The organism is Brucella pseudogrignonensis (assembly GCF_032190615.1).
Classification (GTDB): domain Bacteria; phylum Pseudomonadota; class Alphaproteobacteria; order Rhizobiales; family Rhizobiaceae; genus Brucella; species Brucella pseudogrignonensis_B.
On record NZ_JAVLAT010000003.1, the window covers coordinates 419753 to 442928 of the forward strand.

Sequence of the window (23176 nt, forward strand, 5' to 3'; positions counted from 1 at the left end):
TGCCCGATGACTGTCATGAAGCGTGAATATAGAGGGGAGGCTGTCAAAAACGGCTTCCCCCTGCCGGACGGGTCGCAATTCGACAAGTCCGGTTTGCTGGCGAAGTTGCTGTCGTTCCGTTGGGTTCTGATCGCGTTCGTTTTAATCCTATGGTTTGTCTACTATCCCATCATCGACAACTTTATCGTCAGCACGACAAATCAGGATATTTTTACTGGCGAAACTGCCTTTGTCGGTCTGGATAATTATCGACGTCTGCAAGACGATCCGGTGATCTGGACGGCGATCTTGAACAACATGCTTTATGCCGTCATTTCGGTCGTATTCCAGGTGTTTGGCGCATTCGTGCTTGCTGCGATCATTGAAGGTTTGCAGCATGAGACCTGGCGCAGGTTCTGGCGCGCTGTCTATTTCATACCATCAGCAATTTCGATCACGGTGACGGGGCTGCTGTTCTACTTTATCTATCAGCCTGATATAGGCCTGCTGGATGCCGCTTTTAATCATCTTGGACTTGCCGCTTGGTCTCGGTCATGGCTGGGAGAAGAACAGACCGCGATCTACTCAATCATTGCCATGAGCCAGTGGCAGGGCTTTGGCTATTCAACCCTTCTATTTGCCATCGCGATCCAGAAGATCCCGCGCGAGCTTTATGATGCGGCGACGATGGACGGCGCGGGTATGTGGCGTCGGCTTTGGAACATAACCTTCCCACTGACACGCGAAATGACTGGCCTTATGGTTATCATTACGATTACCGGCGCGTTTCAGGTCTTCAACGAAGTCATGGTTATGACTGGCGGTGGCCCTAACAACAGCAGTCAGGTTCTGGGAACTTGGCTCTATCAACAGGCCTTTATTGAAAATGACTTCGGTTATGGCGCGGCTATCGCATCGGTGATTTTTATCATCACGCTCCTGACCGGTTTTGGTCAACTCTGGTATACCAGAAAGCGGAGGGTGGAACTATGAACAACGCCTCCTATCAATCGACCGAGACGAAACCTACGGAATTTGCTCAGACGCTCGTGCGTGTCTGTCTGGTCACCTTCCTCATCAGCCTTGGTATTGTCGTAATCTACCCGCTGGCGTGGATGGCCATGAACGGTTTCAAGACTAACTCGGAGATATTTGGTGAACCATTTGCGCTTCCTACGGCTTTTACGGTGGACAACTATATATCAGCCTGGAATCAGGGCATCAGGAACTACATTGCAACGAGCATTATCGTCACGTTGTTTTCGGCTGTTTGTACGGTTCTGATAAGCGCTTGGACCGCCTACGGCCTGACGCGATCAAAATTGCCGGGCAAGCCAATATTCGTTGGCCTGGTACTTGGCGGATTGATGTTAAGCCCAACGGTTGCGGTTATTCCGCTGGTGCGGATCATGCAAAAGCTTGGTCTCTATAACACCTATTGGGCTCTTATCATCCTTTACACGGCATTTCGCATCCCGTTCACTACTTTTCTTATTCGCGCTTATATGCTTGGTCTGCCACGTGATCTAGATGAAGCCGCCGTCATGGACGGGGCAAGTGAAGGCCAAATTTTCTGGCGCGTGACCTTGCCTCTTTGTAAGCCGATACTCGTTTCGTGTGTAATCCTGCATGTTCTGTTTGCCTGGAATGAATATCTCTTCGCCATGATTTTCACCAGTGGTGCCGATGTCCAGACCTTGCCCGTCGGCCTGACATCAATCATGGCAAAACACGGAACCAATTATGCCGTTGTCTTTGCTGCAATGACACTTTCGGCACTTCCCATCCTGATCGTCTTCTTTGCCGCCCAGCGTTTCTTCATTCGCGGGTTGGCGGAAGGCATCGGCAAATAGCGTGGTGGAAAATGTTAAAACGTGAACAGTTGATCGGTGCCAACTTTTCGTTCCAGCACCATCCCTTTCAATGGGTTGTCGAACAGCTTCGGCTGATGGGCTTTCAACGTATGGAACTATGGGGAATAGCCCCCCATCTTGATCTATTTCATTCTGACCGGGCACGGCTTTCAGGTGTCCGATCAATTCTGAATGATAACGGGATCAGCGTGCATTGCTTCACCCCGGAACAGGTTCTTTATCCGGTCAACATAGCCTCAGGTGACGTAGCTTATCGTGAAAAGAGTGTTGAATGCTTTCTGCGAGCAGCCGATTTCAGTGCCGAACTGGGTGCGAACTACCTCTTCTTGACACCCGGACGGGGTTTTGAGTGCGAGAGCCGCGAAAGCGCCTGGAACCATTCGCTTCAGTCGTTGGAGAGAATTACGGCACATGCGGCTAATCTGGGGCTTCGATGTCTGCTTGAGCCCCTACAGCGCACTGAAAGCAACATCGTCAATAATGCCGCCGATCTTGAACGTCTCTGGCAGGATCTGAATGCGGAAAATGTCGATCTGGTACTTGATCTGGTTGCCATGGCAGCGGCCGAAGATAAGGTCGGTGATTACTTTTCGAGATTTGGCAAACGTCTTGCCCATGTTCATGTCGTCGATGGAACACCGGCGGGACATTTGGCATGGGGGGACGGAAATTTGCCACTTGACGGCTACCTTGCTGAAATCACCCATCATTCATTCCAGGGCACATTAACCTTCGAGCCATTTGGCAACGGCTCATATGCACTGGATCCGGTTGTAGTCTGGCGGCGCTGCCTTGATGCGATTTCCCCCCACTTTGATACTGCGGAATGACGATGAAGAACGCAAATCTCAATCTTGTTGCTGTGGGTGACAACTGCCTTGATGCTTATTTGAACAAGGGGGTCGTTACTGTTGGTGGAAATGCCCTCAATGTTGCTGTGCAGTGGAAACGGCTTGGGGTCGGCGCCCGCTATATGGGCGCTCTGGCACCCGACAGGGAAGCGGAGATCATGCTTGGTGTGATCAAAGATGTCGGACTTGCTCCAAGCGATATTGAAACTATTCAGGGAAATACAGCTGTCACGCTTTTGACCGATAATGACGGTGAACGGCATTTCCTGTTCGAATCTCTGGGTGTTGGCGAAAACTACATTCCAGACCAGCAGCGATATCAGGCATTGCTCTCATCCGATTGGACCCATCTTGGGACCAATTCCAGTGAAAAACTGGTGCGTCAGCTTGTAAAGGACGGTGCCAGGTTCAGTCTCGATGTCTCTATCCGGCATTTTGACCTGGCTCTAGAAGGTGTTCCTTTGGTGTTCGCATCAGGTCCAGAGGACCCAGATGAACCCGTGCAGCCATTGATTGCAAAATTCAAGCAGGCTGGGGCTAAACAAGTCGTTATCACCTGTGGCAAACGCGGTTCATTCTATTACAATGGCTGCCAATTGTATTCCGCAGATTCCGTACCCGTGAACGTGGTCGATACTTGTGGAGCTGGTGATAGCTTTATTGCCTCATTTTTGTTGGCCCATTTCTTCGAGGGCTATTCTGAGGAGAAGGCACTTCAAAGAGCTGCACTCAGGGCGTCTGAAACATGCACGCATCCGGGAGGTTTTCCCCAGCCCTTGCAGTCAATCCCACAATGGCTGCTCAACAAATACGATGATGTCATTGCAGCAGCGCAGAAGGTCCGACTATGAACTCTATCAAAATGAGGCCCCCAGTTGTCGCGACAAAGCACGATCGTTCTTACTGGTTGCAAAGCATTGATGCCGATCCGATCACCGCACCCTTCACGGGTCGACAACAATGCGATATTGCAATCGTTGGCGGAGGGTATGCCGGGCTTTGGACCGCACTACGTATACGAGAGCAAGAACCAAAGGCGCGTATCACAATCCTAGAAGCAGATTTTTGCGGTTCAGGTGCGTCTGGACGCAACGGCGGGCAGGTCCACAGCTGGTATGCTGAAATCGATATGTTGCGCGACCTTGTGGGCGACGAAGATGCGCGCATGCTTTGTCAGGCAACCTGCGATGCAATTGATGAGCTGAAAGCGCTGCAAGATTGTGGAACCATTGACATGGATCTGCGTCTTGATGGCTGGCTGTGGACCGCAAGTTCTGTCGCACAGGAAGGTGCGTGGGCGAAAGCACTGGATATCTGTCAGAAATCGGGGTTCAACCCGTTCCAGACACTGAATGCGCACGACATTGAACGGCGCACTGGCTCTAGCGCATCATATGCCGGTATTGTCGAGGAGCGGGCAGGGACTGTCCAGCCTGCCAAGCTTGCTCTTGGCCTTCGCAAACTTGCGCTTTCCAACGGGATTGTCATTCATGAAAAAAGCCCTGTTTTGGAGATCGTTCCGGGTGAGCGGCCCGAACTTAAAACACAAGACGGGACATTGACTGCCAACAAAGTTGCTTTAACGGTCAATGCTTGGGCTTCCGCGATCCCTGAGCTTCATCCCTATCTTTATGTGGTGAGCAGTCAACTCGTTGCGACAGCGCCTGCTGGAGATATACTCAAGCGTATCGGTTGGACTGATGGTGCTTCGATCTGTGATGCGCAGCAACACGTGCTCTATTATCAGCGCACGCCGTCGGATCAGGTCGTATTTGGACGGGGAACGGGTGGAATTGCCTATAATGATCGGATTGACGAACGTTTTAATCGCAGCGGCGACGGCGGTGCAGACAATATACGTGAACTGCACCGCGTATATCCTCAGCTAAAGGAAGTGCCGATCCTTCATGACTGGAGCGGTCCGATCGACTGTACGGCGCAGCATCTACCGGTATTCGATCATTTAAGGCATTACCCGAATATTTTCTATGCTCTGGGTTTCAATGGGACCGGCATTGCCCAGGCGCCTGTCGCAGGTCGGATCCTTGCAAGCCTGATCCTGGGACGCGTGGATAAATGGAGCAGTTGTGGTTTGGTGGGGATCAAAAACCGCACCAAGCTTCCGCCCGAACCTGTGCGTTATCTGGGTGCGAAAATCGTCCGCGCGGCTATTCGAAGAAAGAACGATACCGAAATCCTCAACCGTGTCCCGGGCCCCATAACGAGGTTCCTGGCAAGTCTGGCTCCGTGAGCAACACAACCCAAGCGAAACAAGAATAAAAGGAATGGGAACGATGGCCGACCTGTCGCTGAAGAATATACGTAAATCCTACGCCAACCTGGAAGTACTCCATGGCATTGACCTTGATATTACATCGGGGGAGTTTGTCGTTTTCGTCGGGCCGTCCGGTTGTGGAAAGTCAACCCTGTTGCGCTCAATTGCAGGCCTTGAGACGATAACGTCGGGTGATCTTGTCATCGCCGGGGAGCGTATGAATAATGTCGCTCCGTCGAAACGGGGTATTTCGATGGTCTTCCAGTCATATGCACTTTATCCTCATATGACAGTCTATGAGAATATGGCTTTCGGTCTGCGTATTGCCGGCGTGACGAAGGCAGAGATAGACAAACGAGTAAAAAAAGCAGGCGAAATTCTCCAGCTTAGTGGTTATCTGCAACGATTGCCGAAAGCCCTCTCGGGTGGGCAGAGACAACGTGTTGCGATTGGACGTGCGATTGTCAGAAACCCGCGTGTTTTTCTGTTTGACGAGCCGTTGTCTAATCTTGATGCCGCCCTGAGGGTTGCCACACGCATCGAGCTTGCAAAACTCAAGCAAAGCATGCCCGACGTCACGATGATATATGTGACGCACGATCAGGTGGAAGCCATGACACTTGCGGATCGGATCGTTGTGTTCAAGGATGGCAATATCGAGCAGATTGGGACGCCGGTGGAGCTTTACAAAAGGCCCGCTAATCTCTTCGTTGCCCAGTTTATTGGTTCCCCAGCCATGAACATACTCGCGGGCACGATATTGGAAACATCAGGGCGGAATTATACCTGTCATCTTGATTGTGGGACGAAACTTGCCCTTGAAGCCAGTGATGGAACTTTCGCACTCAATGATAGAGTTAGCGTTGGAATTCGACCCGAGAATACCAGGATTGCCCGCGAGGAAACTGGCAGCCCCCTCTTTTCGGGAACCGTGGATCTTGTAGAGCATCTGGGCGAGGCGCAAATCCTTTACATCGACATGGTCGGTTCCGACACCAAATATCTGATCAAAACCCCTGAGGAAGCGGATTTTAGGCTCTCAGATACATTACGATTTACAGCTTCGACGAAGGACATGCATATCTTCTCCGCCAATGGAACAGCCGTTCCGGTTCAAGTAATCTAGAGTTTTGAATATCATCTTTGGGCAGTGATTTCGGCGCAGCGGTATATAGTGCGGTTTTGAAAAGGTAATGCAGTGATCTCTGGCAAACGCAGTTGATTGTCGTACGGTGTTGGTCGGAAAAGATCGTAGCGGCGAGCTCCGCATTATGGAGGCCATTCACCGTATAGCGAGCAGCCATAGCAATGTCGGGAACGGTAGTAGTCCCGGCCCAACTTCAACGAAGATTGAGCCGGGCTGCTGTTAGTAGTCGGTGATCTTTTTCATGTAGCGGCGACCGTCCAGCATGACCTGTTCACGTTTCGCCGCCAACTTATAGGCAAATTTCCAAAGCGCATCGAAGAAAATCAACGGCACGAAATATCCCTTGAAAGTGTCATCTATGTCAGCGAGATCGAGTTTCGCTGCATCCAGCACCAACATATTGTCCGGCTCGCCGAAACGGTACAGGAAATCCCGGCCACGCTCGGCCAGCGCACGCGTTTCATCGAGCCCAATCATGACGACGAAGCAGGCATTTTTATCGACGACTTCGAATGGGCCATGGAAAAACTCATTGGCGTGGATAGCTTGCGAGTTGATCCACAGCATTTCCATGAGCACGCAGATGGAGAATGAATAGGCTGCGCCATAAACCGGACCGCTAGCCATGGTGTACACGACTTTTTCGCGGCCATAGCGCTCTGCATATCTGGTAAAGGTTTCATCAAAATGCTGCTGACCGCGTTCAATGGCCGGTTGCAGTGCCGGCAGGCTTTCCAGCAGTTTGGGCAGCAGGCTGGTCTTGTCGCGTAAATCGACAATGCCCGCCAGCAACATGTAAAGCACGCTGTAATTGCTGTCGGCACCATCGATCGGAATGCCGGTGGTGTAGGACGCCTGGTATTGCAGCACGTGGTCGGCGGCGGCGGCGAGCGGCGATTGCGGATCCAGCGTCAGGGAGATCACGCAGGCGCCCCGGCGACGGGCATGTTCTGCCGCCCGCACCGTTTCCTTGGTGGTGCCCGTCTGGGAGCACAGAATGACAATGGCATCGCTGTTGAGGCGACGCGGGTCGCGTGTGACGAACTCGTCGCCATTATAGACATCAGAGGTCAGCAGTCCCGAATGGCGATCCAGAAAATACTTGCCCGGATGCATGATTGACAGCGATCCGCCGCAGGCAACCAGAAACACATGCGATAAATCCCGCTGCGCAAGCGCATTCAAGGTTTCAGCAATATCGGTAGGAAGTTGTTTGGGCATTCTATTCCTCTTTTCAGCGTCTTGAAGAGCCCGGCTGTGCCGATCGGCAGCCGTTCCGGTCCAGTGCAACATTTCCCGGTACCAACCCCGCGATACGTTGACAGTTCTACTTTAGTGTGCGAACGTTCTCACATCTTGTCAATTGGGAAAATAAGAATGATCAAAATCGCGGCGATGGGCGATAATGTCGTCGATTGTTACATTTCGCGTCGGGAAATGTTTCCGGGCGGTAACTGTGTCAATGTCGCTATCCATATGAGCCGTTTTGGGGCCGAGGCGGCCTATATCGGCGTGGTTGCCGCAGATGCAGCCGGAAGGGTCATTCAGGCCGCACTGCGCGACGAGGACGTCGATACTTCGCATCTGCGCATGGAGGCCACAGGCAAGACGGCCTATTGCATCATTGGTCATCGCGGTAACAATGATCGCTATTTCATCCGCTTTGATCTCGGAGTGTCGATGTTTGAGCCGAGCGCCGCCGATATTCAGTTTGCGCGCCGGTTCGATGCCGTCCATATCGGTCAGTCGAGCGGCCTTGACGGCTGGCTGGATGCCATTGCGCCGCAACGTCTGTCCTATGATTTCTCCACCCGTCGCGACGTGGAACACTATCGACGCATCGGCCCGAAATGCTTTCTAGCCGCTGTTTCGGGCGGTGAGCTTTCGCCGGACGAGATTACCGCGACCATTGCCTGCCTGCGCGAGAGCGGCGCGGATTGGGTGCTGATCACCCGCGGCACCAAGGGCGCAGTTCTTGCCGGTGCGCAAGGGGTTTTCCATGCTGAAGCAACACCGATTGTGGCGGTTGACACGTTAGGCGCTGGTGACAGTTTCATCGCCCGCACCCTTTATGGCCTGGTGAAAGGCGAGGCGCCCGCAACATTGCTACAGGCCGCGTCACGCGTTGCTGCGGCGACATGTGGCCAATATGGTGGTACAGGTCATGCCGCGCCGATTGATCTCGGCGAGCCTATAGCCGAGTTGCGGGATTGAGCTCGCTGCGCGTGTCTTTTTGAGGTTAAGACCGGCTAGATCAACCGGGAGGGCGGGCGAGCGAACAACGGGGCTGCCATTCGGCATGCAGCACGATATCCTGCTGCGCCCGATCGGCGCTATCAAGCCGCTCCAGGACCAGACGAGCTGCGGCTTCGCCAACCTCGAGCAGCGGCTGCCGGATTGCCGTCAGTTTAGGGGTAAAGAACGACATCCAATCCAGATCGTCGAAGCAGACCACGGACAGTTGCTGCGGAATGGAAATATCGAGTTCGCTGATTGCCAGCATGGCGCCGGCTGACATCAATCCATCGGTGGTAAACAGCGCTGAAGGCGGGGTTTCCCGGGTCAGCAACGCGATGGCGTGCTGGCGGGCAATATCGATCGAATAGCTGCCCACCTGGGCAACGAGGCTCGGATCAAAGGCGATCCCGGCTTCCTCATGCGCTTCGATATAGCCGAGCAGACGTTGCCAGCTCGGATAAAGCGATGAAATATCGATTTTCTTGTGCTGGCGGTCGTGAAGAAATGCGTTGAGATTCTTGTAGCGGCCATGCTCGAGTTCCGCCAGTACGCCAATCCGATTATGGCCGTCGAGAATCATTTGGGTCACTGCGGCGTGGGCGGCTTGGCGGCCATTGACGGTCACCGAATCCGCCTTCAATCCCTTCACGCGGCGATCGATCTGAACCACCGGACAGCCGCTGGCAACGACATCGTGCAAGTGCTGCGCCTTGAGAATATCACAGGGCGCAATGATGATGCCGTCGGCCTGCTTTTCGCGCAAAAGATCCACTGCCTCCAGCTCACGATCGATCGATTCATCGCTGTTGGTGACGATCAGGCCAAAGCCGCGCGCACGAACCACATCGGAAATACCGCGGAGAATACTGGCGTAAAACGGGCTTTGCATGTCGCCCGCGACAACGCCTATGGTCTTGCTGCGCCCGGTGATAAGACTGCGTGCCAGCAGATTGGGGCGATAGCCCAGCATATCAGCGGATTTCTTCACCTTGTCGCGGATTTCTTCGCTGGTATAGCCATAGCCGCCCAATACACGTCCGGCGGTCGCGGTGCTGACGCCGGCCAGGCGCGCCACATCGGCAATGGTCGTCTTGTCGGCGCGTCGTTCACTCATGTCTGCGCGTTCCTTCCAAGCAGTTTCACGCTGCTCAATACCTGTACCGTTTCATAGGCGATGATGGGCCTGATCTCAACTTTCAACTTGACGGATGCGATCAATCAATGGCTATATTGTGAGAACGTTCGCATATCATTCTCAGCAACGCAAGTAGAAGACGAGCCTCGCACGGGGATAAAGTTCCAATCAAAGGGGAGATAAATGACCAATCGTCGCAAAACCGCATCCCGGCGCATGATGGTAGCGCTGGCGGCGCTGGCCACGGCCGCCAGCGTCACCTCGGTGCATGCCGCACCGATCAAGGCACTACAGGACGCTGTGCCGGAGAATTACAGGAAGGGCGTCAAGATTGCTGCCTTCAATGACTGGCCACCGGATGAGTTTGTCGAAGACGGCGTCCTGAAAGGCTGGAGCATCGACATGGCCAAAGCCATGTCGGAACGCATTGGCGTACCATTCGAATTTACCGCAACCAGTTTCGACGCCATCATTCCGGGCCTGGCCAGCAAGCGTTTTGACGCCGGATTTTCTTCCTTCGGTGTGACGCCGGAACGGCTTGATTCGCTTGATTTCATTCCTCAGCGCAAGGAAGGCACCGCCTATGCCTTCTTGAAAGGCAAGGATTTTTCCATCAAGTCGGAAAAAGATCTGTGCGGCCATAGCGTTGCAGTGATGACAGGTGCCTGGGACTACCAATATCTGAAGGAAAAGAGCGCGGAATTGTGCGAATCCGCCGGTGAGAAGCCGATTAACCTGCAGCAATTCACCACCCAGAACGCCGCCGAACTGGCTGTGTCCTCGGGGCGTGTTGAGATGGTGGCGGCCGGATCGGCAAAAATGCACTATATGGCCAAGATTACGGGGCGCTTCAGCGTATCTGAACTGGTCAGCAATCCGGTCTTCAACGGCATTGGCGTGCGCAAGGGTGATGCGCTTGGGCCAGTTTTCCGTGATGCCATCCAGTCCATGATCGATGACGGCTCCTACAAGGAAATCATGGCAAAGTGGGGCGTTGATGGTGCCGGCACCCTGGAAAAGGCGGTTCTGGTTACTAAGGACAATCCGGAGCCAAAATAGTCAGGGCCGATTGAAGGAGAACGCCCGTCAGCCGGCGGCGGTGCGAATACAGCCGCGGTCCATTACGCAAGGGCCGGCCCGGAACACGGGCCGGCGGGTTTGGTAAGTTCGAATACGAATTTCGCTAAACACGATACGGTAGTCTGGAGTAAATCATGGCAAGAGCAGCAAAGACGGTCGCGCACCGGCCGGATATACATAGTGTCAAACCGATACCCGTGCGCCATCCGTCTCGATGGATCACCGGCACCGTGCTCATTCTGATCGCATTGAGTTTTGTCAATATGCTGGCGACCAATGAGAACCTGCAATGGAACATTGTTGTGCGCTACATGTTTCATCCCGACATTCTCGCTGGCTTGGCGCGCACGCTGTTCCTGACTTTTGCCGCAATGATCTTCGGTTTTGCAATCGGCATCATACTGGCCGTGATGCGCCTTTCGGCCAATCCGGTGCTGCAATGGGCAAGCTGGCTGTGGATATGGTTCTTTCGCGGCGTTCCACCCCTGGTTCAGCTGATTTTCTGGTATAATCTGGCGCTTCTCGTTCCCAATCTGACCATTGGCATTCCGTTCGGGCCGACATTGTGGTCCTGGGACATGAACACGCTGATCACGCCGATGAGTGCAGCACTGCTTGGCCTGTCCTTTACAGAAAGCGCCTATGCCGCCGAAACCATCCGCGCTGGCATGCAGGCGATCAATCCGGGCCAGACCGAGGCCGCCGCGACACTTGGCATGACGCGGTTTCAGATCATGAAGCGCATCGTGCTGCCGCAGGCAATCCGTATTATCATTCCGCCGATCGGCAATGACACTATTTCAATGCTGAAATTCACGTCGCTGGTCAGCGTGCTTGCCTTGCCCGATCTGCTCTATTCGGCGCAGATGATTTATTCGCGCACATATCAGACCATTCCGCTGCTGATCGTGGCTACGATCTGGTATCTCATCCTGTCAACCGCCCTGACTATCATCGAACACCATATCGAGAACCACCTGAAATCCCGGCAGATCACCCGTTCCGCGTCATTCCTGTCCAGACTGCTGCCCTTCAAATTTGCGCTTGGATATCAAAAATGAATGAAACGCTCGCGAGCTTGCCACTGCTGCAGGTGGAAAGACTGACCAAATCTTTTGGCAATCACCGGGTGCTCGACGGCATCGACATAACGGTGGAAAAGGGGGACGTGACCTGCATTGTCGGCCCATCCGGCTCCGGCAAAAGCACATTGCTGCGCTGTCTGAACTATCTCGAAGTGCCGGATTCGGGTGCCGTGTTGCTGGAAGGCGAGCCGATCGGCATGCGTTGGCAGGGTGAGCGGCTTTATACGATGTCCTTCAACGAACTGGCACGCCAGCGCCAGAAAATGGGCATGGTGTTCCAGGGCTTCCATCTCTTCCCCCATAAGACCGTGGTGGAAAACATCATCGAGGCGCCTATGATCGTACGCAAGATCAGCCGTCAGTCGGCCATTGCTGCGGCGATGAAGTTGCTGGAAAAAGTCGGCCTTACCGAGCGCGCGAATTATTATCCCGACCAGCTCTCCGGTGGGCAGCAACAACGCGTGGCGATTGCCCGTTCATTGGCCATGCAGCCTCGGCTGATGCTTTTTGATGAACCCACATCAGCTCTTGATCCGGAACTGGTCGGTGAGGTTCTGGCGGTGATGCGCCAGTTGGCCGAAGATGGCGTGACCATGATTGTCGTCACGCATGAAATGAACTTCGCCCGCGAAGTCGCCGACCACCTGATTTTCATGGATGGTGGCGTGATTGTTGAATCCGGCCCGCCTAAAAAAGTTATGGGCAATCCACAACATCCGCGTACTAAAAGTTTTTTGAAGCGCGTGGCGTAACAGGAACGAATGATGATAATTCTCAATGCACAGCAAACCGAAGCCGCGCTCGATTATCCGGGATTGATCGAAGCCTTGCGTCAAGCGCATGCGAGCGGCAAACGACCGCAAAGCGATACTACCGTGCTTCAGGATCGGAAAAGCGCAGACAACCAGTTTGTGTCCCTGGTAGCTTGGCTCGAAGGGGAGGCGGTTGCCGTCAAGCTGGTCGGTGTTTTCCCTGCGAATGTCAAACTTCCTGTGGCCCAACCTTCGATCCAAGGCACGGTAACGCTGTTCAGCGGTCAGACCGGCGAAGCACTCATGGTCTGTGATGGCGCCATTGAAACCTTCAAGAAGACGGCGGCAGATTCGGCACTTGGCGCCAGCCTGCTGGCGCGCAAGGACGCCCGTACCTTGCTGGTGGTTGGTGCCGGGGGGCTAGCGCCCCATGTGGTGCAGGCTCATTGCGCCAGCCGTCCGTCGATCGATCAAGTCTTTATCTGGAACCGCAACTTCGACAAGGCGGAAAAACTTGCCAGCCGACTTGACATTGCTGGCGTCGACATCGTTGCCGTGGAGAATCTCGATAACACAGTATCTATGGCGGACGTGATATCGTGTGTCACCATGTCGACCAATCCGCTGGTTAAGGGAAAACTCCTCAAAGAGGGCGCTCATGTTGATCTGATCGGTGCCTATATGCCAGACATGCGTGAAGCCGATGATGACGTGTTCCGTCGTGCCGGACGGGTATTTGTCGATACGCGCCATTGCTGTGATGGTTCGGGTGAACTCGGAATTCCGCTCGCTACAGGACTTATCAACCATGAGCAAATCGAAGCTGATCTGATTGAGCTATGTCAGGGAAAACATCCAGGCCGCAGCGACGACCGCCAGATCACCGTCTATAAAAATGTTGGCGGCGGGCATCTCGATCTGTTTACCGCGCAATACCTGTACAGCACTCTTTAAGAGGGATGCCACGTTCAACAAGCACGGTATTGAACACCGGATGGCTGCGAAGACCCGTTGTTGACTGGCAATCTGGAGTTGGAGCTGCGTAAACCTGTTGATGCGGCGGCTCAGTTCATGACACCTAGCGTGTAGCAATATGGCTACTGCCTTAAGCTTCTTATAGTCAGAACGATGGTTCGTTTGGTCGGCTTCCATTGAGTATATCCCTTTGACATATCCCGATTGATGCACTATTTACGCCATGTCATTGTTGATAGAGCTAGGAGGGCTCTGTCGCAAATTTTTTAGCGGGTTATAGTCGGCCTTCTCTGCGGACACACTTATGCTGCGAGTTCCGCAAAGACCTCGAATGGCGAGCGGTTGTCATTTGCAAATTGGTTCTTGCGGATCATATGTGCGACTTCGATGCCTGCGATTGTTGCTGAAGCTGAATGCAACGCTTTGAAGCCCATCATCGGCTTTGTGATCCGCTTGATGAACCGATGATCCTGCTCAAGGATGTTATTGAGATATTTGACCTGAAGAATTTCAATCATCTTGCTGTGCCCCGTGATTTTCAGGATATTGTTTACAGCCTGGGCTCCGGCGAGATTGGCGCCGCTTTTATCAATGACAATCTTCGTTGGGATGCCGTTGCTTGCCATGGCCTTCTTGAAAAAACGCCGTGCAGCACCGAGATTTCGGCGTTCAGAGAACATGAAGTCCAGAGTTTGACCATCACGATCAACCGCCCGATATAAATATGTCCATTTCCCTTTGACCTTTATATAGGTCTCGTCAATACGCCATGAACCGCGTGTTGGGCGTTTACGTTTCTGTGCTTGATCTACGATCTGTGGCGCGTAACGAACGACCCAGCGGTTCAGTGTTGCATGGTCAACGTCTACGCCTCGTTCAGCCATGATTTCCTGCAGATCACGATAGGAAACAGAATAACGGACGTAAAAGAAAACAGCATAGAGGATGACGCTTTTGGGGAAATGTGCCCCTGTGAAATCGATCGCCATCCCCATTCTCCTCGCTCGAATATCCGCATCAAACGTATAATAGCGAAGAAAAGGTCAAAATTTTGCGACAGAGCCGAATTGCTCATCCGTGAACGGAAACAGAAATTGGAACGAACGGGTACTTTGGCCCCGTTAGCATCGCGGGTTGTCAAGGTGATTGCCATGTCCTTTTCGGCTAAAAAGGGTTTGGATGTTCAAATACCCTTCGATAACTTAGTCGTCGCGTCGCTGAGAATGCGAGATCTGCGAATATCGGAAAAATCACACAGAATGTTAGGTGTAGTTTGTTAAATAAATATGTAGATATATTTTAGTAATACTTAAGATAAGATTCTACTTAAAGATATTAATCCGGATTATAGGATTTCAAAGGAACGAATAGATAAATAATTATTTAAATATACAATGAATAATAAGAATATAAACTATGACAGTTAACGTACTAATGCCCGTCTATAACAAAAGCTGCCAAAGGCTATAGCTCTTGGATGCAAAAAAACCGCCGACTGTCATCCAGTTGACGGCTTCCTTTTTCAAAAACTCAACGAGGTTTTTTTTTAAGTCGATTATTTGTAAGCGGAAACCACGATTTCAATCAGCGTATCGCCACCCAGATCAGCAACGCCAACGGTTGCACGGGTTGGCAGCAGCGAAGGGTCAATCCATTCCTTCCAGACCTTATCCATTTCGGGCTTCTTGTTGAGGTCTGTTACGAAGATGGTGGCTGCCAGAAGCTTGTTCTTGTCCGTGCCTGCCTGTGCCAGATAACTGTCGAGCTTGGTGAGGATTTCACGGGTCTGGCCGGCCATATCGAGGCTTTCATCATCACAGGTGGTTCCTCCGACATAGACAATGCCGTTGTGTTCAACGACGCGATGCATGATCGGCGTTTGGATGAAACGCTGAGCCATAATTAATCCTTTCAAATGGTTGGGGAATTTTCCGGCTGCTCGCCATTCACGGCGAAAACAGCATCGGGGGTTTGGGGGAGTGCTGCGATTTCGCCGAGCGGCACCGGTTTCACCGGCACGCGCAGGCGATAGAAGCCGACTGTTTGAGGTGCACGGTCTTGTACCTCGGCCAGAATGTCCGTGACGGTGGAACTGCACATGCGACCCTGACAGGGTCCCATGCCGCAGCGGAACATGGTTTTAAGCTGGTTGGGGCCGGCGATCTTGCAGGCCGCCGCGTCGCGAATTGCACCTGCTGTCACTTCTTCGCACCGGCAGACAATCGTGTCTCTGTCCGCCGGTGCGCGAAATGCCTGTGAAGGCAGATAAAGCGCATCAATAAAGGATCGACCGCGTGCGACGCATCGCGCTTGCCCCTGCAGCTTTGCGATTTTTGACGCCAACGATGTTGCTCGTTGCGGAAAGATGTCCTGACAGGCCGCGAGCGCCGCAATCCGACCGCTCTGCTCAGCAACCAATGCACCGCCGATGCCGCTGCCGTCACCCGCTATGAAGATGGCCGCAACAGACGAACGCCCATTGCCGTCTAGCTGAGGTTGAAAGCATTTCTGGCCGTCGTTCCAAACCAGAGAGCAGCCGGAAGCATTGGCGAGATTGTTGTTGGGGATCACACCCTGATGCAGGAAAACGCTATCGACAGCAAGCTTGTGTGTTTTGCCTTTTGCCGAAAAGCAGATCGCTTCTGCTTCGTTTTTTCCTTCAATGGCAATATTTGTCACGCCGGAATAGACCGGCACAGATTTGCGTACCTTTAGAAGCAGTGAGAGACCCTTCAAGGCATAAGGCGAGAAAAGGAATGAAGGCAGGTTCGGTGCAGCTTTCACGTAATTTGCGCCGGGCGTCGTATCGAGCAATGCTGCAACCTCGCCACCAGCCTGCAACAGTTGTGCGGCGAACATGTAGAGCAGCGGGCCTGTTCCCGCCAGAACCACACGTCCGTTGGGCAGGAGGCCGGAAGCCTTCAACGCAATCTGTGCTGCGCCGACGGTCATAATACCCGGCAATGTCCAGCCCCTGACAGGCATCGGACGCTCCATGGCGCCGGTCGCGAAGATCACGCGGCGCGCTGAAACAATCCCGCTCTTGCCGCTTACCGATACGCGCAGATCAACGCCGTTGTTGTCGCCATCATGTGGCTCCACACTCCAGACGAGGGCCTGCGGCACATAGCTGACACCGCTGGTGATGAATGCTCTCAGGACTTCTTTGCCCCGCCAGTAGTCGGTGCCGAGAAACGGCCTGCGGACAGTCGTATTGTGTTCAATGCCACGGTAAATCTGGCCGCCTGCGGCTGGGTTTTCGTCGAACAGAACCACGTTAGCGCCAGTGGCGCTTGCTTCTGCGGCTGCTGACATACCTGCAGGTCCTGCGCCGATAATGGCGAGGTCGTAAAACGCGTCGAGCGCATGAATATCGGAAATTCTCTTGAGCATTGTCGTCATGGTTGCATCCGACGCGCGCCGGTCTGGGAACAAATGACCATTCCATTGGCCACAGGCGTCATGCAAGCCTGGCGGTTCTGAACACCATCAATGGTGACCAGACATTCAAAACAGATGCCCATCAGGCAATAGGGGGCTCGCGGCTGATCACCGACAACGCTGTTTCTAAGCCGGTTGATACCCTCTCCAAGCAGCGCTGCGGCGACAGTTACATTGGCAGGTACCGTCAAGGTGCGCGCATCGAATGTGATCGTCACGGTTTCCTCTGGTGTCTCAGTTTTAAGGAACATTTTAGGAGACATGGAACCTCCGGCCGGGGAATGCGTCACCAGCAAGTTGTTTGGCATCGGCTGCTATTTCCTGCGCCACGATCAAGGCGTGGTTGGCTGCAAGCGTGACGCCGGAATGGCACATGACGGCGTAAGCCCCCGGGTGGCTTTCGGATTGTTCGTAAATCGGCAGGCCGTCCGGTGTCTTGACCCGAAATCCGGCCCAACTGCGAATGACATTGACATCGGCCAGATGCGGGAATGTCCGCACTGCCCTGTTGGCCAGAACCGCGCTGATATCCTGATTGGTGGCGATACGGTCCGTGTGCGTTTCCTGACTATCGCCGATCATCACGCCTCCTTCATCCGCTTGCCGCAGCGTGGCCGCTGTATAGGGGAAGAAGGGAGCACATTTCTCCGTTACAAGAATTTGGCCTTTGCTGCGCACGGCCGGCGTTTCAAGACCGACACTCCTGGCAAGCTCTGTATTGCCGTTGCCCGCAGCCAGAATGACGCGTTCGGCAAAGACCTCACCCCATGCACCGCTTAACAGAAAACCGCCGTTTTGCGGGGTGATGGACGAGACTTCACAATGCGGTTCATAGGAAGCGCCGAGTTTGATCATGCCCGTATGCAAAGCGCGAAACAGGCGCAACGAATTTACATCGCCGTCCATCGGCGAATAGATCGAGCCGATCACATCCCGCCCGATGGAGGGCACCATTCTGGCCGTTTCCTGATGGTCGAGCACGACATGTTCCGAAGAGTCATTGCCAAGTTCCCGCGCCACTGTCGCGACATCTTCCGCAAACATTGCAAGCTCACGCTCGTCGAGGCAAAAGGTGAAAGCGCCGGTCTGTTTGAGCGCTACATCAAGTCCGGTGACATCTCGCAACTCCTCTGCAAATGTAGGCCACAGGCGCGCAGATTGCATGGTCCAACGGGCATAGTGTGGTGCGCCTACGCCTTTGCCCTGTACCCAGATGAGTGCGAAATTGGCACGGGATGCGCGCAGGGACAGGTCTTCTCCATCAAGAAGCATTGGACGCAGACCGGATCGGGAGAGACCCCAGGCGATGGCAGAGCCAACCAGTCCCGCTCCAATAATAACTATGTTCTGATCCGGCAATCTGCGCATTCGTAAATTCAATCTGTTGTCACAGTGTCGTCAGGGGGGGCCTGACGGCGGTCAGGCCCGATTGCATCGGCTCAGCTTTGTGGGCTGACGTCCACTTTGAACCACTTCTCGGAAAGCTTTTTCACCGTGCCGTCGGCAATCGCTGCCTGAATGGCTGTATCGAAGCGACCCTTCAGGGCGGTATCTTCCTTGCGTAGACCGACGCCGATCATGCCGAAGACCTTACCGGAAAACAGCGGCCCGGCCAGCTTCGCGCCCTTCATGTCGTCCTTTTCGAGAGCTGCAGCAAGAACCGTGGCATTGGCGACAACCGCATCCACACGACCGCTGGTCAGGTCGAAATTGTGTTCCTCGGCGGTTTTATACTCGCGCACGTCCGCACCATCCTTGAAATACTGTTCCATGAAGGCGGAAGCGGTTGTGGAACCCTGAACGCCGACAGTCTTGCCGTTGATTTTTTTGACAATTTCTTCGAGCACCGGCTTGGCCGCATCGGAATCGACATTCAGCGGCTTGCCGCCTTCCGGCAGATTGGCAAGGTCGCTGTCATCCATGACTGCAAAGGAATTGATGGCTGCCGCATAAGGCGACGAAAACGCGATCACCTCCTCACGCTTCGGCGTGATGCTCATGCCCGCCATGATGGCGTCGTACTTGCCGGCGGTCAGCGAGGGAATGATGCCGTCCCAGTTCTGTGCGGTGATTTCGCATTTCGCTTTCAGGCGCTCGCAAAGGTCTTTGGCGAGATCGATCTCGAAGCCTTCCAGCACACCGTTCGGGCCGGAAAAATTCCACGGCGCATAAGCACCTTCGGTAGCGATGCGCACGACATCTTCGGCATGCGCGGTCGGGGCAACGGCGAGAACGCCGAGGACAGAAAGGACGATTTTCAGTTTCATATGTTCACCTCTGTTAGAAAGCCGATTGATCGGTTCATGCGTTTTGTTTGGAAATGAATTGCCGGAACCGCTCGCTTTTGGGGTTGCCAAAAACCTCGTCGGGCGTGCCTTCTTCTTCAATCACGCCCTGACGCAGAAACACGACACGGCTGGAAACATCGCGGGCGAAGCCCATCTCGTGGGTCACGACCAGCATGGTGCGCCCCTCTGCCGCCAGATCGCGCATGACCTTCAGCACCTCGGCCACCAGCTCGGGATCGAGCGCGGAGGTTGGTTCATCGAACAGCATGATCTTCGGACGCATCGCTAACGCGCGGGCAATTGCGGCGCGTTGCTGCTGGCCGCCGGAAAGATGCGCGGGATAGAAGTTGCGCTTATCGGCTATGCCGACCCGCTCCAGCAGTGCTTCGGCTTCGGTAATGCACTCCGACCGGTTTCGCTTCTGCACATACACAGGCGCCTCGATCAGATTTTCAAGGATGGTCAGGTGCGACCACAGATTAAACGACTGGAACACCATGGTCGCCTGACCGCGCAGCCGCTGAACCTGTTGTGCATCAGCAGGACGAGGCGCACGTCCCGGCTGTTGGTCGAGCTTATACGCCTCTCCATGAATAGCCACGCTGCCCGCATCCGGCACTTCCAGCATATTAATGCAGCGCAGCAGTGTGGATTTGCCGGATCCTGATGCTCCCAGAATGGAGATGACTTCACCCTGATGTGCCTGCAAGGAAACTGAATGCAGAACCTTGTGCGCGCCGTAGCATTTTTCGAGGTTCTTGATCTTGACTGCAGGCGTTTCGAAACGTTGCATTATGAGTTTCCTCCAGCGGCATGCACGATGACAGGCTGACGCTGGGCCGCCGAAAGGCGGTATTCCAGCAGTTTGAAGATTCTGGTGACCACGAAATTCAAGAGGAGATAGATCGCGCCTGCGCAGATGAAGACTTCGACCGGCCGATAGGTGGCAGAAATCAGCTTGGCTGCCAGCCCTGTCACTTCCATCATTGTGATGGTTGATGCCAGCGCCGTGGACTTCACCATCAAGATGACTTCGTTCGAATAGGCGGGCAGCATCTGCCGCAGAGCCTGCGGGGCCAGAATGCGACGGACGAGTGTAAAGCCGCTCATGCCATAAGCGCGCGCCGCTTCGATCTGTCCGGTCGCGACCGACAGAACGCCGCCACGTATGATTTCGGCGCTATAGGCAGCTGTATTGAGTGCCAGTGCCAGCACCGCACACCAATAGGGTTCGCGTAGAAACGGCCAGAGAAAGCTCCGGCGCAGTTCGGGAAACTGGCTGAGACCGTAATAGATGATGTAGAGCTGGACCAGCAGCGGGGTGCCGCGCAGCACGAAGATATAACCTCGCGCAATGAGGTCCAGTACCAGATTGCCCGACAGACGCATTGTGGCCAGTATGGTGGCCAGCACGGCACCGCTGATAACTGATAGTGCCATCAGTTGAAGCGTCAGCGGGATACCGCGACAAAGCTGAACGAAACTGTCGAACATGAATGGAAGGTCGAGAAAGCTCATACCGCCCTCCGGATGCCGCGCATCGCGCGTCTTTCGGCGTTTTTGAACAGCAAGCCCGATGCGAATGTTATGACGAGATAAAGCAGCCCGGCGGTCAGGAAGAAGGTGAATGGCTTGCGGGTTGATCCAGCGCCGATTTGCGCCTGACGCATCAGTTCAACCAGTCCAACGACCGAGATCAGCGCGGATTCTTTCAAGACGAGCTGCCACACATTGCCGATGCCCGGAATGGCGAAGCGCGCGGCCTGCGGAACCATGATGCGGCGAAACAGCAGACGCGGCGGCATGCCATAGGCTTTGGCAGCCTCGATTTCGCCTTTGGGGAGTGCAAGCACCGCGCCGCGATAAACTTCGGCCTGATAAGCACCCGATACCACACCGATGGCCAGTGCACCGGTGATGAAGATTGGCGCACTGACAAAACCTTGCCCGCCGAACAACGCGCCAATCTGGCTCAACACGGCGCTGCTGCCGAAATAGAACAAATAAATGACCAGAAGATCGGGGATGCCGCGAAGCACTGTCGAATAGCCGTCAGCCGCAATTCTGAGAATGCGCTGCGATGAGAATGAAGCGGCAGCGGCAATCATGCCGAATATTGCGCCTGCCGCGAAACCGCAAAAGGCTACCGCGAGTGTCATGCCGGTGGCGCGGAGCATGTCGTGACCCCAACCATCCTGAGAAAAGCCCATTATTTCCAGATAGGCGCTGACCGCACTCAATTGCTTTGTTCCCATTTTTATGTCCGCTGCTTTCATCGCGACGGTACGATTATGAGAAAGGTTTGACAGTGGGCCTCAATACAGTCAAATTCGAAATGAAGCCTAGAGCATAACCAAATATTATGGTGAAACATGAACCTACGTCAGGTCGAAGCGTTCCGAACAGTCATGTTGACCGGAAAAATGACAGCTGCAGCGGAACTGATGTCGGTCACGCAGCCCGCCGTGAGCCGCCTGATCCGCGACTTTGAGATCGATACAAAACTCAAGCTCTTTAACCGTCGCGGAAACCAGTTGATCCCCACACAGGCCGCCATGACGCTGTTGCAGGAAGTGGAAAGGGCCTATGTCGGGCTCAATCGAATCAGGAGTTTCGCCGACGAAATTAGTCGTCAGAATGCAGGCATGTTGCGTATCGCGGCCATGCCTGCACTCGCCAATGGGATCATGCCGCGCTTCCTTGCACGCTTTCTCAAACCCCGTCCCAATATTCATGCCTCGCTGAACGGCATTTCATCCGCGTTGGTTGTGGAGGCCGTCGCGTCAGGGCAAGCCGATATCGGCTTTGCAGACGGTCCTTTGGATAGACCAGGGTTCGATATCGAAACGCGTGCTATACCGGCAGTCGTTGCGGTCCCGGAAGTACATCGACTGGCAGGCTATCAGGATGTTTCACCTGACGATCTGGCCAATGAACGTATGATTACACTTGAACCGGGATCGCTATTTGCTATGCGCGTTGAAGTTGCACTCGCCCGCATCCCGCGATCGGCCACCATTGAAACCCGGCTATCACACACAGCGCTAACACTCGTGGCCGAAGGTGCCGGTATAACAATCATTGATCCGTCTTCTGCAACGGATTTTCGTGGAAGGGGTGTGGTAATCCGGCCATTTAATAGCTTTGTTGATGCAGGGTTTCTGGTCATTCGTCGTAGCAACGGCCCTGACAACAGTCTGGCCCAACGCTTTATCGATGAGTTTTGGGTATATCATGAGACATTGTTGTCGCGTGAATGAAAGATCTATGGCGTTTACGCGGTTGCAGCGGCTGCGACGTTTTCTTTTTTTGGAAAAGCTACTCCAAGTGCATCATGCCGGTAGTGAAGGTATCTGATTAAGCTGCATCCTACTCAATGCGCTCATTCGACCTTTGCTGGCTCATAAAATCGGGGGAACCGTAATCAGATCAGGAGGCAGCAACAGGAGTAATAATCGTTGGTGGATCTTTACTGAAACCACACAAGCTGATCATCCTTTGCTCACATGGTTTCTGCCAACGTCTGATGGTGCAGTGGCAATGACAGCCTTCGGCCCCAATGCAGCTGTTCCTGTTCACCCATGATCTGGACCGATAGTCAGCGCATGTATGCGTGCATTGAGCACTATCCAAGCATAGCCATGTTCTTGACTTGGAATCAGAAACAGAAATTCGCCACTCAATTTGCTCCACATACGCTATTGCCTCTGGCCCGCGCCAGCGAAGCTTTGGAGCGGCTCGACGAACGGCTTGACCATTCAACAGCCGGCAAAGGGCTGCTCGAACGGTTGCATATTGCTGATGCCCACGCCTACTGTGGCTCGATGGCGAGCTGGCTGAAATCGAAGATCTGATCCTGCATGACGCGGCCCGCGATATTCGTTCTCCCAGTCACGCCCTGACCGTTGCCAGCGATGTGTTGCAGACCCGCCTGAGGGTTGCCGCCCAGGCACCAGATTGGGCGCTGAGCACGAACAGTTTGCATCGTCTACGACAGACAGGGGAGGCGGGACCGGCACCCACTCCGGCTTGCGGCGGGGAGAAAACATCGTCTGG

The 23176-nt window shown here is 54.0% G+C and carries 24 protein-coding genes; 13 read left to right on the top strand and 11 right to left on the bottom strand.

Features of this window, described 5'->3' with window-relative positions; all coding sequences use genetic code 11:
- Positions 1-6: 6 nt before the first annotated feature.
- Genes RI570_RS19760 through RI570_RS19785 form a run of 6 tightly spaced genes read left to right on the top strand, consistent with a single transcriptional unit; the run spans position 7 to position 6105 of the window.
- Positions 7-972, top strand: a complete 966-nt coding sequence (locus RI570_RS19760) for a sugar ABC transporter permease (RefSeq protein ID WP_313830520.1) — start codon at positions 7-9, stop codon at positions 970-972.
- Entirely contained in the window at positions 969-1832 is an 864-nt protein-coding gene (locus RI570_RS19765) for a carbohydrate ABC transporter permease (RefSeq protein WP_140022736.1), read from the top strand. The genes RI570_RS19760 and RI570_RS19765 overlap by 4 nt, the downstream gene beginning before the upstream one ends.
- 11 nt (positions 1833-1843) lie before the next feature.
- On the top strand, positions 1844-2683 hold the full coding sequence (locus RI570_RS19770; protein WP_313830523.1) for a sugar phosphate isomerase/epimerase family protein: 840 nt from the start codon (positions 1844-1846) through the stop codon (positions 2681-2683).
- Between the two features lie 2 nt (positions 2684-2685).
- On the top strand, positions 2686-3555 hold the full coding sequence (locus RI570_RS19775; protein WP_313830525.1) for a PfkB family carbohydrate kinase: 870 nt from the start codon (positions 2686-2688) through the stop codon (positions 3553-3555).
- Between the two features lie 11 nt (positions 3556-3566).
- Positions 3567-4955 (top strand): FAD-binding oxidoreductase, encoded by a 1389-nt coding sequence (locus RI570_RS19780; protein WP_313830527.1) that lies wholly within the window; start codon positions 3567-3569, stop codon positions 4953-4955.
- Between the two features lie 43 nt (positions 4956-4998).
- Complete coding sequence (locus tag RI570_RS19785; protein ID WP_313830528.1) at positions 4999-6105, top strand: sn-glycerol-3-phosphate ABC transporter ATP-binding protein UgpC; 1107 nt, start codon at positions 4999-5001, stop codon at positions 6103-6105.
- A 240-nt stretch (positions 6106-6345) separates the two neighbouring features.
- Here the strand turns inward: RI570_RS19785 and RI570_RS19790 are convergent, their stop codons facing one another.
- On the bottom strand, positions 6346-7347 hold the full coding sequence (locus RI570_RS19790) for an SIS domain-containing protein (RefSeq protein ID WP_313830529.1): 1002 nt from the start codon (positions 7345-7347) through the stop codon (positions 6346-6348).
- Positions 7348-7461: 114 nt separating this feature from the next.
- Between RI570_RS19790 and RI570_RS19795 the strand changes: the two genes are divergently transcribed.
- On the top strand, positions 7462-8340 hold the full coding sequence (locus RI570_RS19795; protein ID WP_313830530.1) for a PfkB family carbohydrate kinase: 879 nt from the start codon (positions 7462-7464) through the stop codon (positions 8338-8340).
- A 40-nt stretch (positions 8341-8380) separates the two neighbouring features.
- Here RI570_RS19795 and RI570_RS19800 read toward each other — a convergent pair whose 3' ends face one another.
- Complete coding sequence (locus tag RI570_RS19800; RefSeq protein ID WP_313830532.1) at positions 8381-9478, bottom strand: LacI family DNA-binding transcriptional regulator; 1098 nt, start codon at positions 9476-9478, stop codon at positions 8381-8383.
- 204 nt (positions 9479-9682) lie between these two features.
- Here RI570_RS19800 and RI570_RS19805 point away from each other — a divergent pair, with 204 nt between their 5' ends.
- The 4 genes from RI570_RS19805 to RI570_RS19820 all read left to right on the top strand — a co-directional run bounded on the left by RI570_RS19805 (position 9683) and on the right by RI570_RS19820 (position 13370).
- Complete coding sequence (locus RI570_RS19805) at positions 9683-10558, top strand: ABC transporter substrate-binding protein (RefSeq protein WP_313830534.1); 876 nt, start codon at positions 9683-9685, stop codon at positions 10556-10558.
- A 155-nt stretch (positions 10559-10713) separates the two neighbouring features.
- On the top strand, positions 10714-11640 hold the full coding sequence (locus tag RI570_RS19810; RefSeq protein ID WP_313830535.1) for an amino acid ABC transporter permease: 927 nt from the start codon (positions 10714-10716) through the stop codon (positions 11638-11640).
- Entirely contained in the window at positions 11637-12416 is a 780-nt protein-coding gene (locus tag RI570_RS19815; protein ID WP_313830536.1) for an amino acid ABC transporter ATP-binding protein, read from the top strand. Before RI570_RS19810 ends, RI570_RS19815 begins: the two co-directional genes overlap by 4 nt.
- Positions 12417-12425: 9 nt before the next feature.
- A complete protein-coding gene (locus RI570_RS19820; RefSeq protein ID WP_313830537.1) occupies positions 12426-13370 on the top strand; it encodes an ornithine cyclodeaminase family protein in 945 nt (314 codons plus the stop codon).
- A 323-nt stretch (positions 13371-13693) separates the two neighbouring features.
- On the opposite strand, the gene RI570_RS19825 is transcribed toward RI570_RS19820, so the two are convergent.
- The 9 genes from RI570_RS19825 to RI570_RS19865 form a co-directional block, all read right to left on the bottom strand.
- Positions 13694-14380, bottom strand: coding sequence for an IS6 family transposase (locus RI570_RS19825; protein ID WP_265986858.1), 687 nt, complete (start codon positions 14378-14380; stop codon positions 13694-13696).
- A 566-nt stretch (positions 14381-14946) separates the two neighbouring features.
- Entirely contained in the window at positions 14947-15291 is a 345-nt protein-coding gene (locus RI570_RS19830; RefSeq protein ID WP_313830539.1) for a RidA family protein, read from the bottom strand.
- An 11-nt stretch (positions 15292-15302) separates the two neighbouring features.
- Positions 15303-16793 carry an NAD(P)/FAD-dependent oxidoreductase gene (locus RI570_RS19835; protein ID WP_313830541.1) on the bottom strand — a complete coding sequence of 497 codons (1491 nt, stop codon included), beginning with the start codon at positions 16791-16793 and terminating at the stop codon, positions 15303-15305.
- A complete protein-coding gene (locus RI570_RS19840; RefSeq protein WP_313830681.1) occupies positions 16790-17083 on the bottom strand; it encodes a (2Fe-2S)-binding protein in 294 nt (97 codons plus the stop codon). Before RI570_RS19840 ends, RI570_RS19835 begins: the two co-directional genes overlap by 4 nt.
- Before the next feature lies 1 nt (position 17084).
- Entirely contained in the window at positions 17085-18200 is a 1116-nt protein-coding gene (locus tag RI570_RS19845) for an FAD-dependent oxidoreductase (protein ID WP_313830543.1), read from the bottom strand.
- Positions 18201-18271: 71 nt separating this feature from the next.
- Positions 18272-19099: a lysine/arginine/ornithine ABC transporter substrate-binding protein gene (locus tag RI570_RS19850; protein ID WP_313830545.1), complete on the bottom strand. Its 828-nt coding sequence runs from the start codon at positions 19097-19099 to the stop codon at positions 18272-18274.
- Between the two features lie 34 nt (positions 19100-19133).
- Positions 19134-19913 carry an ABC transporter ATP-binding protein gene (locus tag RI570_RS19855; protein WP_313830547.1) on the bottom strand — a complete coding sequence of 260 codons (780 nt, stop codon included), beginning with the start codon at positions 19911-19913 and terminating at the stop codon, positions 19134-19136.
- Positions 19913-20638 (bottom strand): ABC transporter permease, encoded by a 726-nt coding sequence (locus RI570_RS19860; protein ID WP_078340562.1) that lies wholly within the window; start codon positions 20636-20638, stop codon positions 19913-19915. The genes RI570_RS19855 and RI570_RS19860 overlap by 1 nt, the downstream gene beginning before the upstream one ends.
- Entirely contained in the window at positions 20635-21330 is a 696-nt protein-coding gene (locus RI570_RS19865; RefSeq protein ID WP_313830682.1) for an ABC transporter permease, read from the bottom strand. Before RI570_RS19865 ends, RI570_RS19860 begins: the two co-directional genes overlap by 4 nt.
- 162 nt (positions 21331-21492) lie before the next feature.
- On the opposite strand from RI570_RS19865, the gene RI570_RS19870 reads away from it, so the two are divergent.
- Positions 21493-22380: a LysR substrate-binding domain-containing protein gene (locus RI570_RS19870; RefSeq protein ID WP_313830551.1), complete on the top strand. Its 888-nt coding sequence runs from the start codon at positions 21493-21495 to the stop codon at positions 22378-22380.
- Positions 22381-22701: 321 nt separating this feature from the next.
- A complete protein-coding gene (locus RI570_RS19875; RefSeq protein ID WP_313830552.1) occupies positions 22702-22974 on the top strand; it encodes a hypothetical protein in 273 nt (90 codons plus the stop codon).
- The last annotated feature ends 202 nt before the right edge of the window (positions 22975-23176 follow it).

Excerpts from the sequence above, each read along its gene's own strand:
- RI570_RS19760 (WP_313830520.1), top strand. The coding sequence starts at position 7 with ATGACTGTCATGAAGCGTGAATATAGAGGGGAGGCTGTCAAAAACGGC.
- RI570_RS19765 (WP_140022736.1), top strand. The coding sequence starts at position 969 with ATGAACAACGCCTCCTATCAATCGACCGAGACGAAACCTACGGAATTT.
- RI570_RS19770 (WP_313830523.1), top strand. The coding sequence starts at position 1,844 with ATGTTAAAACGTGAACAGTTGATCGGTGCCAACTTTTCGTTCCAGCAC.
- RI570_RS19775 (WP_313830525.1), top strand. The coding sequence starts at position 2,686 with ATGAAGAACGCAAATCTCAATCTTGTTGCTGTGGGTGACAACTGCCTT.
- RI570_RS19780 (WP_313830527.1), top strand. The coding sequence starts at position 3,567 with ATGAGGCCCCCAGTTGTCGCGACAAAGCACGATCGTTCTTACTGGTTG.
- RI570_RS19785 (WP_313830528.1), top strand. The coding sequence starts at position 4,999 with ATGGCCGACCTGTCGCTGAAGAATATACGTAAATCCTACGCCAACCTG.
- RI570_RS19790 (WP_313830529.1), bottom strand. The coding sequence starts at position 7,347 with ATGCCCAAACAACTTCCTACCGATATTGCTGAAACCTTGAATGCGCTT.
- RI570_RS19800 (WP_313830532.1), bottom strand. The coding sequence starts at position 9,478 with ATGAGTGAACGACGCGCCGACAAGACGACCATTGCCGATGTGGCGCGC.
- RI570_RS19805 (WP_313830534.1), top strand. The coding sequence starts at position 9,683 with ATGACCAATCGTCGCAAAACCGCATCCCGGCGCATGATGGTAGCGCTG.
- RI570_RS19810 (WP_313830535.1), top strand. The coding sequence starts at position 10,714 with ATGGCAAGAGCAGCAAAGACGGTCGCGCACCGGCCGGATATACATAGT.
- RI570_RS19815 (WP_313830536.1), top strand. The coding sequence starts at position 11,637 with ATGAATGAAACGCTCGCGAGCTTGCCACTGCTGCAGGTGGAAAGACTG.
- RI570_RS19820 (WP_313830537.1), top strand. The coding sequence starts at position 12,426 with ATGATGATAATTCTCAATGCACAGCAAACCGAAGCCGCGCTCGATTAT.
- RI570_RS19825 (WP_265986858.1), bottom strand. The coding sequence starts at position 14,380 with ATGGCGATCGATTTCACAGGGGCACATTTCCCCAAAAGCGTCATCCTC.
- RI570_RS19830 (WP_313830539.1), bottom strand. The coding sequence starts at position 15,291 with ATGGCTCAGCGTTTCATCCAAACGCCGATCATGCATCGCGTCGTTGAA.
- RI570_RS19835 (WP_313830541.1), bottom strand. The coding sequence starts at position 16,793 with ATGACGACAATGCTCAAGAGAATTTCCGATATTCATGCGCTCGACGCG.
- RI570_RS19840 (WP_313830681.1), bottom strand. The coding sequence starts at position 17,083 with ATGTTCCTTAAAACTGAGACACCAGAGGAAACCGTGACGATCACATTC.
- RI570_RS19845 (WP_313830543.1), bottom strand. The coding sequence starts at position 18,200 with ATGCGCAGATTGCCGGATCAGAACATAGTTATTATTGGAGCGGGACTG.
- RI570_RS19850 (WP_313830545.1), bottom strand. The coding sequence starts at position 19,099 with ATGAAACTGAAAATCGTCCTTTCTGTCCTCGGCGTTCTCGCCGTTGCC.
- RI570_RS19855 (WP_313830547.1), bottom strand. The coding sequence starts at position 19,913 with ATGCAACGTTTCGAAACGCCTGCAGTCAAGATCAAGAACCTCGAAAAA.
- RI570_RS19860 (WP_078340562.1), bottom strand. The coding sequence starts at position 20,638 with ATGAGCTTTCTCGACCTTCCATTCATGTTCGACAGTTTCGTTCAGCTT.
- RI570_RS19865 (WP_313830682.1), bottom strand. The coding sequence starts at position 21,330 with ATGGGCTTTTCTCAGGATGGTTGGGGTCACGACATGCTCCGCGCCACC.
- RI570_RS19870 (WP_313830551.1), top strand. The coding sequence starts at position 21,493 with ATGAACCTACGTCAGGTCGAAGCGTTCCGAACAGTCATGTTGACCGGA.
- RI570_RS19875 (WP_313830552.1), top strand. The coding sequence starts at position 22,702 with ATGATCTGGACCGATAGTCAGCGCATGTATGCGTGCATTGAGCACTAT.